Annotated in this window: 14 protein-coding genes and 1 other annotated feature; all 14 genes read left to right on the top strand. The window is 54.3% G+C overall.

The genetic code is table 11. The annotated features are described in order from the left end of the window. Nucleotides 1-2 precede the first annotated feature (2 nt). The 14 genes from KP806_RS09510 to KP806_RS09445 all read left to right on the top strand — a co-directional run bounded on the left by KP806_RS09510 (nucleotide 3) and on the right by KP806_RS09445 (nucleotide 13665). Nucleotides 3-1145, top strand: coding sequence for an FtsW/RodA/SpoVE family cell cycle protein (locus KP806_RS09510; protein WP_224723346.1), 1143 nt, complete (start codon nucleotides 3-5; stop codon nucleotides 1143-1145). Nucleotides 1146-1303: 158 nt separating this feature from the next. Next, nucleotides 1304-2188: a M23 family metallopeptidase gene (locus tag KP806_RS09505; RefSeq protein ID WP_224723345.1), complete on the top strand. Its 885-nt coding sequence runs from the start codon at nucleotides 1304-1306 to the stop codon at nucleotides 2186-2188. Beyond that, nucleotides 2181-3062 carry a M50 family metallopeptidase gene (locus KP806_RS09500; protein ID WP_224723344.1) on the top strand — a complete coding sequence of 294 codons (882 nt, stop codon included), beginning with the start codon at nucleotides 2181-2183 and terminating at the stop codon, nucleotides 3060-3062. The genes KP806_RS09505 and KP806_RS09500 overlap by 8 nt, the downstream gene beginning before the upstream one ends. Before the next feature lie 37 nt (nucleotides 3063-3099). Beyond that, entirely contained in the window at nucleotides 3100-4347 is a 1248-nt protein-coding gene (locus KP806_RS09495; protein WP_224723343.1) for an Rne/Rng family ribonuclease, read from the top strand. A gap of 85 nt (nucleotides 4348-4432) precedes the next feature. Then, nucleotides 4433-4521, top strand: a sequence feature (ribosomal protein L21 leader region). 15 nt (nucleotides 4522-4536) lie between these two features. Beyond that, nucleotides 4537-4848, top strand: a complete 312-nt coding sequence (rplU, locus tag KP806_RS09490; RefSeq protein WP_224723342.1) for a 50S ribosomal protein L21 — start codon at nucleotides 4537-4539, stop codon at nucleotides 4846-4848. 10 nt (nucleotides 4849-4858) lie between these two features. Beyond that, a complete protein-coding gene (locus KP806_RS09485) occupies nucleotides 4859-5194 on the top strand; it encodes a ribosomal-processing cysteine protease Prp (protein WP_224723341.1) in 336 nt (111 codons plus the stop codon). A gap of 14 nt (nucleotides 5195-5208) precedes the next feature. Continuing rightward, nucleotides 5209-5520 carry a 50S ribosomal protein L27 gene (gene rpmA / locus KP806_RS09480; RefSeq protein ID WP_224723340.1) on the top strand — a complete coding sequence of 104 codons (312 nt, stop codon included), beginning with the start codon at nucleotides 5209-5211 and terminating at the stop codon, nucleotides 5518-5520. Between the two features lie 119 nt (nucleotides 5521-5639). After that, entirely contained in the window at nucleotides 5640-6377 is a 738-nt protein-coding gene (locus tag KP806_RS09475) for a Spo0B domain-containing protein (RefSeq protein ID WP_224723339.1), read from the top strand. A gap of 13 nt (nucleotides 6378-6390) precedes the next feature. After that, entirely contained in the window at nucleotides 6391-7716 is a 1326-nt protein-coding gene (gene obgE / locus KP806_RS09470) for a GTPase ObgE (protein WP_224723338.1), read from the top strand. A 123-nt stretch (nucleotides 7717-7839) separates the two neighbouring features. Further along, nucleotides 7840-8277 (top strand): ACT domain-containing protein, encoded by a 438-nt coding sequence (locus KP806_RS09465; RefSeq protein WP_224723337.1) that lies wholly within the window; start codon nucleotides 7840-7842, stop codon nucleotides 8275-8277. Nucleotides 8278-8304: 27 nt separating this feature from the next. After that, nucleotides 8305-9591, top strand: a complete 1287-nt coding sequence (locus KP806_RS09460; protein WP_224723336.1) for a homoserine dehydrogenase — start codon at nucleotides 8305-8307, stop codon at nucleotides 9589-9591. Nucleotides 9592-9596: 5 nt separating this feature from the next. Then, a complete protein-coding gene (gene thrB / locus KP806_RS09455; RefSeq protein WP_224723335.1) occupies nucleotides 9597-10574 on the top strand; it encodes a homoserine kinase in 978 nt (325 codons plus the stop codon). Further along, nucleotides 10571-11443 (top strand): prephenate dehydratase, encoded by an 873-nt coding sequence (pheA, locus tag KP806_RS09450; protein WP_224723334.1) that lies wholly within the window; start codon nucleotides 10571-10573, stop codon nucleotides 11441-11443. Before thrB ends, pheA begins: the two co-directional genes overlap by 4 nt. A gap of 179 nt (nucleotides 11444-11622) precedes the next feature. After that, a complete protein-coding gene (locus KP806_RS09445; RefSeq protein WP_224723333.1) occupies nucleotides 11623-13665 on the top strand; it encodes a LysM peptidoglycan-binding domain-containing protein in 2043 nt (680 codons plus the stop codon). Nucleotides 13666-13770: the final 105 nt, after the last annotated feature.

Below are 13770 nucleotides of genomic sequence, written 5' to 3'. Positions count from 1 at the left end.
TTTTGCTTAACAAATTAAAGAAGCTGGACTGGGGCATTTTGATCATTCTAGGACTGCTCATGGTCGTCAGCGTCATTATTATCCATAGCGCAACCGCTTCTACAAGATACGCAGGCTCGGAGACCAAGCAGCTTATTTTTTATGCCTTAGGTTTTTTTATCGCAATTTCCGCAACCTTGTTCGATTACCGGATCGTGCTCAAAAGCTGGCATGCGCTGTATGGGATCGGCGTGCTTTTGCTTATTCTCGTTTATTTTTTCGGGGCGGTCATTAACGGCGCGAGAGGCTGGTTCCGGATAGGGGATCTCTCGTTTCAGCCTGCCGAGCTCGTCAAAATTATCCTTATCATCGGTATCGCATATATAATGGGAAGGCGGCAGGGGGACAGGCTTACCTTTTCTCAGGATCTGCTGCCGATTTTCGCCTTTTCTTTCCTGCCGTTTATGCTTGTTATGATTCAGCCCGACCTCGGCAACGCGATTATTTATTTGGTTATCGTTCTCGGGATGCTGTGGATCGGTAACGTCAAATATACCCATGTTCTCATCGGTCTCGGGCTCGTCATAGCCGGCCTCGTTCTGTTCGTCACGTTGTTCAATGTGTTTAACCAGCAAATCTACGATTATCTGGTCGAACACGAGAAGGAACACTGGCATGAGCGGATCAACACGTTCCTGAATCCAAGCGAAGCTTCACAGGACGCCAAGCACCAGTCGGAAAACGCAATGATCGCAATAGGTTCGGGCGGCTTGAACGGCGACGGTTATTTGAAAGGTGACATGAAAAACGGCGGATTTATCCCGTATGCTTATTCGGATTCGATCTTTGTCGTCGTCGGCGAGGAATTCGGCTTCCAGGGCTCCGCCATTTTGCTGCTGCTCTACTTCCTGCTTATCTACCGCATGATCATGATCGCTTTCCAATGCTACGACTTGAAGGCTTCCTTCATTATTATCGGCATCGTCTCGATGTACGTGTTCCAGGTATTCCAGAACATCGGCATGATGATCGGCATTATGCCGATTACGGGCATTACCCTGCCGTTTGTCAGCTACGGGGGCACCTCGCTCATTCTGAACATGCTCTCGATCGGACTTATATTCAGCATTAAGGCTCATCAGGAGAAATACGAGCTTGCCGATTAGCCGGCTTAAATAACCGCCTTTGCACCGGATTCGAATCCGGCAGCGGAGGCGGTTTTTTTTCGCGTTCCTCCTCCCGCATACTTGTCTCACTCCGCACATATTTATGATTATGGGATCTAGCTGCCGGCTGAGGCGGCGGGAGCGGGGAGGAATGCGGGATGCGAGCAAAGGACGGCAATAAACAGGACAGGCAGCGGAAGAAGGACGCCATAGCGGAGCAGCGCGCTGCCGCACGGCCGGCAGAAGAGTTTGAGGCTGAGCCCTACGCCTATGAAGGGGAAGATTCGGATCCCGAACGGGCGTGGAAGCTGAATCCGAACCCTTGGGCAGGCTGGGACGAGGAGGGCGGCTTCGCTTCCAGACGAACCTTCGTCCGGGAACCGGATCCGACCCGATATAAAGACTATGACGGAGAAAGGGACAACCATTCCTTCCGCAAGCAATTTTTATGGAAGCTTGCGCTTTCGATGCTTGTTTTTGCAGGAGTATGGGGATTGTTCCGTTACGATACGGATTGGGCGCTCCGTGGCCAGGAGCTCGTCAAGCAAGCATTGACGGATGAGATCGATTTCGCGGCTGCGGCGGCCTGGTACAAAGATACGTTTGCCGGCGCTCCATCCTTTATTCCTATCTTCCAGGACAACTCGCCAAATGCCGTTGGAGCGGACGGCACGGTGAAGCTTCCGGTCGTCAATCCTCTGCCGGAGGCTTCACTTGTCCGAACGTTTGCAGAGCTGCTGAATGGCGTCGAGCTGGCCGGCTCCTCCGGGCAGGACGTGCTCGCAGCCGAAACGGGGCGGGTCCTTCTGCTGACCGATGACGAACAAAACGGAGTGACCCTCGTTATTCAGCATGCGAATCAGCGCGTATCGGTTTACGGCATGCTCGGGGAGGCAGGCGTGAAAGCCAACGACTGGGTTGAGGCGGGCGATCCGATCGGCCAATTGAAAGTAACGTCCGATTCGCAGCCTAGCCTGCTGTATTTTGCGGTGAAGCAAAACGAACAGTATATCGACCCGGTGGGCGTGATCCCATTTGATTAAATGGAAGGGAATCCGATGGTCCATCCATCCGCTGTTCGTCATCATTATGCTGGGGTCGGTCGCTACCGGATATTTTGCGGAGCTGTTCACTTTATTTTTATTAGTGTTTGTGCATGAGCTCGGACATGTGATTGCGGCGCGAAGCTGCGGCTGGACCGTCAGGGAGGTCAAGCTTCTTCCGTTCGGGGGAGTGGCCGAGGTGGACGAGGCAGGAGGCGTCCCTGCGAAGGAAGAAGCGTTTGTCGCGATCGCGGGCCCCCTGCAAAATGTATGGATGGGTCTTGCGGCCTGGGGCTGCGGAGAGCTTGGCATTTGGGCTGCGGAGTGGGCGGAGTATGTTTGGAAAGCCAATGTGATGATCGGCTTGTTCAATCTGCTGCCCATCCACCCGCTCGACGGGGGAAAGCTGCTGCAGGCCGGGCTAAGCCGCCTTGTCAATTATTATAAAATGCTGATCTGGTCCGCCCGAATCAGTTTGATTTTGAGTATTGCGATGCTAGGCGTTTCTTTTCTTCCCCTTCTGCTGCGCCAGGACGGCATCCAGCTTAATTTGCTGATCGTAGGCGTGTTCCTCCTGTTAACGAATTGGACCTATTACCGGAATATCCCCTTCTTGTTTTACCGTTTTCTCATTCACCGGGGACGCCTTGCGATGAAGGCGCTCGCAACGGGGAAAATCGCGACCCCGATTATCGTAAGCGGCGGGCAATCGGTACTGTCCGTAGCCAGGCTGTTCCGGAGGGAGCAATATCATCTGATCTATCTGGTCGAGCCGCATCGCGGCGAGGTGCGGGTGCTGCCGGAGCAGACCATCGTCGAGGGCTGCTTGTCGGAGAGCAATCCCGGTCGTGCAGTTGCAGAGCTTTTCAGGTAAAATAGACGAAAAGCGTAACTGGCGGTGAAACTCGGTAATGAAACGAATGTTAATGCATGTGCAGGGCGAAATGCTGCAAACCGCCGTTCAGGAAAACGGCAGGCTCGTCGATTTTTTTATGGAAAAATCCAAGGCAAGCAGCTTGGTCGGCAATGTATATAAAGGAAGAGTCATCAATGTGCTGCCCGGCATGCAGGCGGCTTTCATCGATATCGGTTTGACGAAAAACGCATTTTTGTACATAGATGAGCTGCTGCACCCGCATTTGGAAAAGCAGCCTAAGCATAAGCCTCCGATCCAGGAGCTGATCAAGCCCGGCCAGGAGCTGATGGTGCAGGTCATCAAGGAGCCGCTGGGCGGAAAGGGAGCACGCGTAACAACGCATTTCACGCTGCCGGGACGCTGGAGCGTCTATATGCCAAGAGCCGATTATGTCGGCGTCTCGAAGAAGATCGGGAAGGAAAGCGAACGGGGAAGGCTGCGCACGATCGGGGAGCGGCTGCGTCAGCAGGAGGAAGGCATTATTTTGCGGACGGCGGCAGAAGGGGAAAGCGAGCATTCCTTATCCGGCGATATTACGCAAGCACGGGAGCTGTGGCAGGCGATCACGGCCCGGGCGGAGGAGGCTCAGGCGCCGGCTGAGCTGCACAGGGAAGCGGGGCTTATGCGGAGGGCGGTCAGGGACTCGCTGACGATGGATATGGATGAAATATGGATCGACGACGCCTCGAGGTATGAGGAAGCGGCGGAATTGCTGCAGGAAATGACTCCTGCACTGCGCGAGCGGCTTAAATGCTACAAACAGCGGCAGGGCCAGTCCTTGTTCGATTATTTCCGGGTGACGGAGCAGGTGGAGAGAGCTTTCGGCCGCAGGATCCCTTTGGATATCGGGGGTCATCTGATCTGGGAAGAGACGGAAGCGCTGACCGTAATCGACGTCAATACGGGCAAGTTTACGGGCACTTCGACTTTGGAGGATACGGTATTCCGCGCGAATATGGAGGCAGCGGACGAAATTGCCAGACTGCTGCGTATAAGGGACGTAGGCGGCATTATTATTATTGATTTTATCGATATGGCGCAGGAGCTGCACCGCGAGCAGGTGATGCAGAGAATGGAGGAAATGACCCGCGGCGATCAGACGAAATGCGCGATTCTTGGCTGGACGAAGCTCGGGCTGCTCGAGCTGACCAGAAAGAAGGCGCGCGAGAACGCCGTCAATCAGCTGTTCGATCGCTGCGCGAGCTGCGGAGCGGCCGGCAAAGGCAGCGTCGTCATGAAATAGGTTCGTTTTTTCAAAGTAATGACATTGCTATTGTGTCCAGACTATGATAAACTGTTTGGGTGTCTATCTCTCTCTTAGATGCTGCAGAGATGAACAAATACCGCTCCGATCGGGTTCATAAGCGTTTGCGGCTTTGCTGCAATCCACCTGGATTAGGCGAGTCTTCGAAATTAAGGAGGTGCACTAACTATGTTCGCAATTATCGTAACTGGCGGCAAGCAGTACAAGGTTCAGGAAGGCGATGTCATCTACATCGAGAAACTTGATTCCGAAGCAGGCGAAAGCGTAACATTTGATCGTGTCTTGGCGGTGTCCAAAGGTGACGGTCTTGTAACCGGCACTCCGGTTGTAGCTGGCGCTACAGTAACCGGCAAAGTCGAGAAGCAAGGCAAAGGCCAAAAGATCATTGTTTACAAATACAAAGCCAAAAAGAACTACCGTCGCAAGCAAGGTCATCGTCAACCGTTCACTAAAGTAACAATCGAGAAAATCCAAGCGTAAGAGGGATTTTATGATAACCGTTACTTTTGTGCGGCGAGCCGCTGACAGACGAATCGTATCTTTTGCGGTCGAAGGACATGCTAAATATGCGAAGCCCGGCAAAGACATCGTCTGCGCCGGCGTATCGGCGATCTCCGTCGGTACCGTCAACGCAATCGAAGTGCTGGCAGGAAAAGAGCTGCCCGTTAAGATGAAGAACGGCTGGTTATCGTCGGTCATTCCGACGTTAGCCGACGAAGCTTCCGACGGCCGGATGCAGTTGCTGCTGGAATCGATGGCGGTCATGCTGGACACCATTGCACAATCCTACGACAAGCATGTCGTTATTCATGAACTTCTTGAGTAAGGAGGAAAAACACTATGTTGAAACTGAATCTTCAACTCTTCGCTTCGAAGAAAGGTGTAGGTTCCACGAAGAACGGACGTGACTCGCAATCGAAGCGCCTCGGCGCTAAACGTGCGGACGGTCAAACCGTTACGGCTGGAAGCATTTTGTTCCGTCAACGCGGCACAAAAATTCACCCAGGCACTAACGTAGGCATCGGTAAAGACGATACGCTTTATGCAAAAGTAGAAGGCGTAGTGAAGTTCGAACGTTGGGGACGCGACCGCAAAAAAGTGAGCGTATACCCTGTTGATCTGGCACCGGTAGCCGCAGCAGTAGAAGCATAATAAAGATCCCGGCCTTCAACGCGAGGCCGGGATTTTTTTTGTTTCTATGCTGATGACCGTAAGACTGCCGCGTGATATACTGGTTAAGCTAGGAAATCCGATGAAGGTAGGTTTAATCGATGGGACGCTTAACAACGGCGAAATATTATGCAGCGGCTACTATCCTGCTGCCCGGCGCTGCCGTCTTTATTTGGCCTGCAAGAGTTTGGTTAACGGCTGTCTTTCTCGTTTGGCTTATTGCGGCGGCGGCATTCTGGATTCAAGCGGAAAGGAAAGAACATGCCGAGCGCACAGCTAGAACGATTCATGCAATGCAGACCTCGGCAATCAAGACGTTAGGCCATCACCGGCATGACTGGATGAACGATCTGCAGGTTGTATACGGCTACATACGGCTTAAGAAGCTGGATAAAACGATCGAATATGTGGAGAAAATAAGTGAAAGAATGTCCGCGGAGAGTCAGATCGGCAAGCTGGGCGTACCGTCGCTGATCAGCTTTATCCAATCCTTCCGGACCCATTCGACTACGCTGGAGCTTCAAGTCGTCATTAAAGACGATATCAATCTGAATGAAATTACGGCCGATGCCGATCAAATAGCGGATACGATCATTCATACGATCAATGCGTACCGGTTTGCGGCAAAGCCGGGCTACGGCCAGCCGGCCGTGCTCAGGCTCGAGCTTTCGACGGACGAGGATGCGCTATTCGCCGCTTTTTATTATGACGGCGAGCTGATGAACGAGCAGCAATGGAAGCAAAAAATACAAAAGCAGTTGGAAGGCGCGCTTTTAAAGCCTGTAAACTTCGAGCAGCCGTACGCCAAAGTGCTGCTGCGGGCGGAAATGCGCGCATGAACGGGGGCAAAGCATGTTTGTTGACAAAGCTAAGATTTTTGTAAAAGGCGGGGACGGCGGCGATGGTATCGTATCGTTCCGCCGAGAGAAATACGTGGAAAACGGCGGGCCGGCCGGCGGCGACGGGGGACGCGGCGGCGACCTGATCTTCCGCGTTGACGAAGGCTTGCGGACCTTGATGGATTTCCGCTACCAGAAGCATTTCAAGGCGGAGCGGGGCGAGCGCGGCAAAGTAAAGGGAATGCACGGCGCAAGCGCCGAGAATACGATTGTCCGCATTCCGCCCGGAACAGTCGTTATTGACGATGACACGCAGGAAATTATAGCGGATATGACCCGTCACGGCCAGGAAATTGTAATTGCCAAGGGCGGCCGCGGCGGCCGCGGCAACATCCGCTTCGCCACGCAGAGCAATCCGGCGCCTTATATTTCCGAAAACGGCGAGGAAGGCGAGGAGCGCTGGGTCGTGCTCGAGCTGAAGGTGATGGCCGATGTCGGTCTGGTCGGATTTCCGAGCGTCGGAAAATCGACCCTGCTTTCCGTCGTGTCCGGAGCCAAACCGAAAATCGGAGCTTATCATTTCACAACGATTACGCCTAACCTCGGCGTCGTAGACGTGGGTGACGGACGAAGCTTCGTGATGGCCGATTTGCCGGGCTTGATCGAAGGGGCGCACGAGGGCGTCGGGCTGGGGCATGAATTTTTGCGCCATGTCGAGCGAACCCGCGTAATCATCCATGTCGTAGATATGGCTTCATCCGAGGGGCGCGATCCGTTTGACGATTGGCAAAAAATAAATGCGGAGCTGGTCCTCTACAATGAGAAGCTGGCGGAGCGGCCACAGATCATTGCTGCGAACAAAATGGACATGCCAGGCTCGGAGGAGCATCTGGAGCTGTTCAAGCAGCAGCTGGAGGAGCTGCGCGGGGACCGCGAATATTTGATCGTGCCGATTTCATCCTTGACGAAGCAAGGCATACAGGAGCTGCTGTACAAAGCGGCCGACGTGCTGGAGACGGTAGCGGAGCAGGTGGAAATCGAGGACGTCAAGGAAGTGGCCGAACGCAAGGTTTATACGTATGAAAAACGCGAGGAAACGAAGTTCGACATTCATAAAGAAGATGAAGTGTTCGTCATCGAAAGCGAAGGCATCACTAATTATATGAAGCGGATCAACCTGAATTCGTACGATGCCGTGATGCGCTTTGCCCGAATGATGCGCAAAATCGGCGTTGACGACGCACTGCGCAAGATGGGAGCGAAGGACGGCGACATGGTTCAGATCGGCGACTTTGCTTTTGAGTTTTTTGAAGGCACGGATTACGATCCGAACGCTTAGCGCGGAAAACCGGGATGAGACGGCGAAAGCCGTCTTTTCTTTTTTTTCCTATTGCCCCATCTGGAGGAATTCGATATAATGTCCACTATAGGTGAACAACTGTCTTTTTGAGGAGGACGAATAGTGACACACCGCTATTATGTCGTTCGGGAGGACATTTTGCCGGAAGCGATTATGAAGACGATACAGGTGAAGGAAATGCTTAGCCTCGGCAAAGCGGCCACCGTTCATGAGGCGGTTGAGAGGGTAGGCTTAAGCCGGAGCGCTTTTTACAAGTATAAGGACGGCGTTTATGCGCTGAATGAGCTGGAACGGGAGAGAATCGCGACGATCTCGATGGATTTGGAGCATCGGTCCGGTGTACTTTCCAAGGTGCTAAGCCTGGTTGCAGGCTTGGAGGGCAACGTTCTGACGATGAATCAGACGATTCCGCTTCAGGGTTATGCCAACGTCGTCATTTCCGTCGATATTTCGCAGCTTTCCGGGGAATTGTCCGCGCTGGTCGAATTGCTGCGCAGCCAGGAAGGCGTCCGGAAAGCATCGGTTATCGGGCAAGGTTAATAATAGATAGCATGGAGGGAACAACTTATGAAGCCGGTTAAGGTTGGATTATTAGGACTAGGAACGGTAGGAACAGGCGTTGTACGTATCGTGGAAGGCCATCAGGAGGATTTGGCCAGCCAGGTGGGTTCCCCGATCGTGATCGAGAAAATATTGGTTCAGAACAAAAGCAAATCGCGTCAAATTTCCATTTCTTCCGATAAGCTGACAGAGGATCCGTGGGAAATTATCCGCGATCCGGAGATCGATGTAGTTGTGGAGGTTATGGGCGGCATTACGCTTACGAAGGAATACATTTTGGAGGCGCTGGAGCGCGGCAAACATGTCGTTACGGCGAACAAAGACCTGATGGCGCTTCACGGTCCGGAAATATTGGCAAAAGCCCAGGAGCACCGCTGCGACGTGATGTACGAGGCAAGCGTGGCCGGGGGCATTCCGATTATCCGCACGCTGGTCGAAGGTTTCTCCTCGGACCGGATTACGAAGATCATGGGTATCGTTAACGGTACGACGAATTTCATTTTAACGAAGATGAGCCAGGAAGGCGCCTCCTACCCGGACGTTCTGAAGGAAGCGCAGGAGCTCGGCTATGCCGAGGCGGATCCGACTTCCGACGTGGAAGGCCTTGACGCTGCGCGTAAGATGACGATTCTCGGAACGATCGGCTTCCGGGCGAACGTTGCGCTCGAGGACGTTTCGGTCCAAGGTATTTCTTCCGTTAGCAAAGAGGATATATTGTACGCAAAGCGTCTCGGCTACGAGGTGAAGCTGCTCGGGATCGCAGAACGCCAGGACGATCTGATCAGCATCAGCGTACAGCCGACGATGGTGAAGCAATCTCATCCGATCGCCTCGGTAAACGGCGTATTCAACGCGGTCTACGTATACGGGGAAGCGGTCGGCGAAACGATGTTCTACGGCGCCGGAGCCGGTGAGCTGCCTACGGCTACGTCCATCGTATCCGACTTGGTTGCCGTCGTGAAAAACTTGAAGCTCGGAGTAAACGGCAAGCAGGCCAGCCTGGCTTATAAAGAGAAAAAATTGAAGACGGACGAGCAAATATCCTCCAAGTACTTCCTTTTGCTGCACGTTGCCGACCGTGCTGGCGTGCTGGCGCGCATTACGCAGGTTTTCGCCGATTTCGAAGTAAGTCTGGAATCCGTTCTTCAGCAGCCGAACCCGGCAAACCCGGTCGCTGAAATCATTGTCATTACGCATGATGCTAACCGGGCTGCAATCCGGAAGGTGCTCTCCACGTTCGAATCGCTCGACGTCGTTCACAAAGTGAAAAGCGTCTACCGGGTAGAAGGTTAGGCGCCATGAATAATCGCAGAGTGATTGTAAAAGTTCCGGCCAGCACCGCCAATCTGGGACCTGGCTTCGATACGCTCGGCATGGCTCTTTCGCTATACTCATGGGTCGAGCTCAGCGCAGCGGAACGTACGGAATTCCGGCTGTACGGCGAGCAAATGGACGGCTTGCCAAAGGATAAAAGCAATTTGATTTATAAGGTTGCCCAGCTCGTGTTTAACGAAGCCGGCGTGGAGTTACCGGAGCTGTCGATCTCGATGTACAGCGAAATACCGCTCGCCCGGGGACTGGGAAGCAGCGCATCGGCGATCGTCGGAGCTCTCGTAGCGGCTAACGCCTTGATCGGCGGCCCACTTTCGGACGATAAGCTGTTTCAAATGGCTACCGAGCTGGAAGGGCATCCGGACAATGTCGGTGCTTCTATATTCGGAGGCATCGTCGTGTCGGCATGGGACGGCAAGCAGGCCGATTACGTTAAAATCGCTCCGCACCGCAAGCTGGAAACGCTCGTGGCCATTCCCGCGTTTCAGCTTGCAACGGAGAAAGCGCGCCACGCGCTGCCGAAGCAGGTCAGCATGTCGGATGCGGTATTTAATGTCGGCCGCAGCTCTCTTCTGGTAGCGGCGCTGGCGAGCGGCGAGCTGAATTTGATCGGGCAGGCCATGAGGGACAGGCTCCATCAGCCATACCGGGCCGCGCTCATTCCCGGCATGTCGGCTATTCTGGATCAGGCGACCGGGCACGGAGCGCTTGGCGCCGCGCTTAGCGGAGCGGGACCGACGCTCATCGCATTTGTGTCGGCGGACTGCCCGGACAAAGACGGGCTGGAGCGGTTTTTGCTCCAGACGCTGAAGCAGGAAGGCATCGAAGCTGAGACGCTCTGGCTACCGCCGTGCGGGCATGGTCCCCAGATCACGGTGGAAGACGCCGCGAAGGAACGAGCGGTTCCCCTTATGGATCGAATTAAAGGAGAAATAACGGCATGAAGACGATAGCGGTATTACCGGCAGGCTCCGTTTCCGACGAGGCGGCCAGACATTTTTTCGGCGGCGAAGAAGCGATTTGGAAGCATCATCGCCTCATATCGGACGTTTTTCTTTCTACAGTAAACGGAATCAGCGATTACAGCATTATTCCGATCGAGAATACGATTGAGGGCTCGGTCAGCCTGCATATGGACTGGCTCGTGCATGAGGTGGACATTCCGATCCAAGCGGAGTGGGTATATCCGTCGATTCAAAATTTGATCGGCCGTCTTTCGGAGGCGGCGGGGGAAAACGGGGAGATCGATTACTCGCGTATTACGAAAGTGATCAGCCACCCAGTCGCGATCGCCCAATGCCTCCAATTTTTGCGGACCCATCTGCCGAATGCCGCTACGGAGCCGGTAAGCAGCACGGCCGAAGGCGTTCGGATCGTGAACAATAATCCGGGTGCCGGATGGGCGGCGATCGGAACGAAGACGGCCGCGGCAAACGAAGGGCTGGATGTCATTGCCGGGAAAATTACGGACCACGACAACAACTATACCCGTTTTCTTCTGGTCGGCGCCGAGCCTTATACAGTACGTAAGTCCGACAAGATGAAAACGAGCATTCTGATCACCTTACCCGAGGATTATCCGGGTGCGCTGCATCAGGTGCTTGCTGCCTTCGCTTGGCGAAAGATCAATCTGTCGCGGATCGAGTCGCGTCCGACTAAGAAAAAGCTGGGCAATTACTACTTCTTTATCGATATCGATATGGCGCTCGATACGGTTCTGCTGCCTGCCGCGCTTCAAGAAATCGAGGCGATCGGCTGCCAAGTTCGCGTGCTTGGAAGTTATCCGAGCTTTTCCGATTTCGACAGAGAGTAGTTTGGCCGATTTTATGTGGACAGTATATAAAGCCGGGTTCGCACAAGGTGCGGATCCGGCTTTTTTAATTTTTTTGAGAAAAATGGAGACACCCGCCCATGTTCTGCATAGGATGTAAGGATTGATAGCAGGCATTTGCCGTGCCTGGTTATTCATACGTGACAGGAGGTCATCAGCGAGTGAAGATCCATATTGTAAAAAAAGGCGATACATTGTACTTTATCGGCCAAAAGTATAATGTTTCGCTGGAAGAAATTTTAGCGCTGAATCCGGGAATAACGAATCCGGATGCCATTGACGTGGGAACGAAAGTGAAAATCCCATCCAATCAATCCGGCGGCCATGGAGGGGGGATGGACATTATGCATCAGCATGTCGTCAAGCAGGGAGATACGCTCTGGAAGCTGTCCAAAGCATGGGGGGTGCCGCTTGCAGATATGATTAAAGCGAACCCGCAGCTTAAAAACCCGAATGTGCTCCTGACCGGCGAAATCGTGAATATCCCGAAAGCGGGCTCGGGCATGCACCAATCGAACGGCTCACAAGGCTCCTTATCTCAAGGCATGCAAACCTCGCAGGGCTCCAAGGGCAATAAAAGCACCGGCGGATCGCTAAGCCCAAGCTCGATTATGCAAGGCGTGCAAGGGTTGGTCGGCAAGCTGTCCACTGCTCCGATTACAGGGAAAACGCCAACGGGCCCGATTACCGGTAAAACCCCGACGGCTCCGGTTGCCCCGGCGCCAGCACCAGCACCGGCACCTGCGCCGACCCCGGCTCCGGCTCCGGCTGCTCCCGTCGTCGAGAAGAAACCGGCTCCGGCCGTGAAGCCGGCTGCGCCGGCCCCGCTGCCTGCTCCGAAAGCGGCAAACATTCAACCTTCTAAAAAGGCACTGCCGATCGAAAAGCCGGTTGAGAAGAAGCTGAAGCCGATCCACTCGGAATACAAGCCGAACGTTGATTTGTTCAAGCAATACGGTATCCCTGCGACGGAAGCTTTGTCATTGTACGATTTGCCGAAAGTGCCGGATCATGTAGCGCATGCCCAGCAGCAGCCTTCTTTCGGCGGTTACGACTACGGCCAGCCAATGACGATGCCATTCCAGGACAGCGGCGGTTACGGCGGCGGATATGGCGGATACGGCCAGGGCTACGGGGGCTGGCAGCAGCCCGTTCCTTATCCGAGCACGGTCAGCCCGCTTAGCGAAGGCGGCTTTGATACGCCGTATGATTGCCCTCCCGGAACGGTATTTGTAGGCAGCTATCCGTCTTCGGATACGATGCCGATGGGGACGGAGCCAATTTGGGGCTACGGAAACCCGGTGAGCCCGCTTGCAGAGAACGCCTATCCGGTCGCGGGCGCTTCCGCGATGCCAAACCAAAGCATGGTGTCGCCGATGAGTTTTGCGCCGAATCAAAGTATGTTGTCGCCGCTGAGCACCTCGCCGAACCAAGGAATGGTATCGCCGATGAGCTTTGCGCCGAATCAAAGTATGGTATCGCCGATGAGCGCTTCGCCGAACCAAATGGTATCGCCGATGAGCGCTTCGCCGAACCAAATGGTATCGCCGATGAGCGCCTCGCCGAACCAAATGGTATCGCCGCTGAGCGCCTCGCCGAACCAAGGAATGGTGTCGCCGATGAGCACTTCGCCGAACCAAGGAATGGTATCGCCGATGAGCACTTCGCCGAACCAAAGTATGTTCTCGCCGATGAGCACTTCGCCGAACCAAAGTATGTTCTCGCCGATGAGCGCCTCGCCGAACCAAGGAATGGTATCGCCGATGAGCGCCTCGCCGAACCAAAGTATGTTCTCGCCGCTGGCCGCGACACCGAACCAAGGAATGGTATCGCCGCTTGGCATGCAGACTGACTATGGCTATGGCGGCTACGGTTACGGAAAGGGTAACGTATCGCCTTCGAGCATAGGCCCCAACTACGATATGGGGCATGGCTGCGGACACGATTATCAGGCTGCCGGTTTCCCGGTGTATCCGCCGTATCCGACCTGGCCCCAAACAGCAGGAGCAGCCGATCAGTCGGACTGCGGCTGCAAAGGCAACCGGACGGAGGAAGCTTTCGAGCAGGACGAAAAACAAGCTGCCCCTAAAGCCGCCAAAACGGCGGTCCAACGAAAGCCCGCCAAAAAAGCCGTTATCCGTACGGTTAATACGGTCACAAGCAAGCCGAAATACCGCGGCAACCGGCCGTGGATCAATCGGTAACCGGTCATAACGAAAGGGCATCCGCGCGGCATTCCAGCTGCTCTGCGGATGCCCTTTTTAACGAATGCGGATCTAATCATTAGTTGAGGATGCATCCGAACAAGC

The organism is Paenibacillus vietnamensis (genome assembly GCF_020169515.1).
In the GTDB taxonomy this organism is placed as follows: Bacteria; Bacillota; Bacilli; order Paenibacillales; family Paenibacillaceae; genus Pristimantibacillus; species Pristimantibacillus vietnamensis.
The sequence above is the reverse complement of the archived record's forward strand: the minus strand, read 5'-3'. Positions and strand labels throughout refer to the sequence as shown.

What these genes read in the sequence shown, in the direction of transcription:
- KP806_RS09505 (WP_224723345.1), top strand. Translation starts at nt 1,304, where the DNA reads ATGCGAGCAAAGGACGGCAATAAACAGGACAGGCAGCGGAAGAAGGAC.
- KP806_RS09495 (WP_224723343.1), top strand. Translation starts at nt 3,100, where the DNA reads ATGAAACGAATGTTAATGCATGTGCAGGGCGAAATGCTGCAAACCGCC.
- rplU (WP_224723342.1), top strand. Translation starts at nt 4,537, where the DNA reads ATGTTCGCAATTATCGTAACTGGCGGCAAGCAGTACAAGGTTCAGGAA.
- KP806_RS09485 (WP_224723341.1), top strand. Translation starts at nt 4,859, where the DNA reads ATGATAACCGTTACTTTTGTGCGGCGAGCCGCTGACAGACGAATCGTA.
- rpmA (WP_224723340.1), top strand. Translation starts at nt 5,209, where the DNA reads ATGTTGAAACTGAATCTTCAACTCTTCGCTTCGAAGAAAGGTGTAGGT.
- KP806_RS09475 (WP_224723339.1), top strand. Translation starts at nt 5,640, where the DNA reads ATGGGACGCTTAACAACGGCGAAATATTATGCAGCGGCTACTATCCTG.
- obgE (WP_224723338.1), top strand. Translation starts at nt 6,391, where the DNA reads ATGTTTGTTGACAAAGCTAAGATTTTTGTAAAAGGCGGGGACGGCGGC.
- KP806_RS09460 (WP_224723336.1), top strand. Translation starts at nt 8,305, where the DNA reads ATGAAGCCGGTTAAGGTTGGATTATTAGGACTAGGAACGGTAGGAACA.
- thrB (WP_224723335.1), top strand. Translation starts at nt 9,597, where the DNA reads ATGAATAATCGCAGAGTGATTGTAAAAGTTCCGGCCAGCACCGCCAAT.
- pheA (WP_224723334.1), top strand. Translation starts at nt 10,571, where the DNA reads ATGAAGACGATAGCGGTATTACCGGCAGGCTCCGTTTCCGACGAGGCG.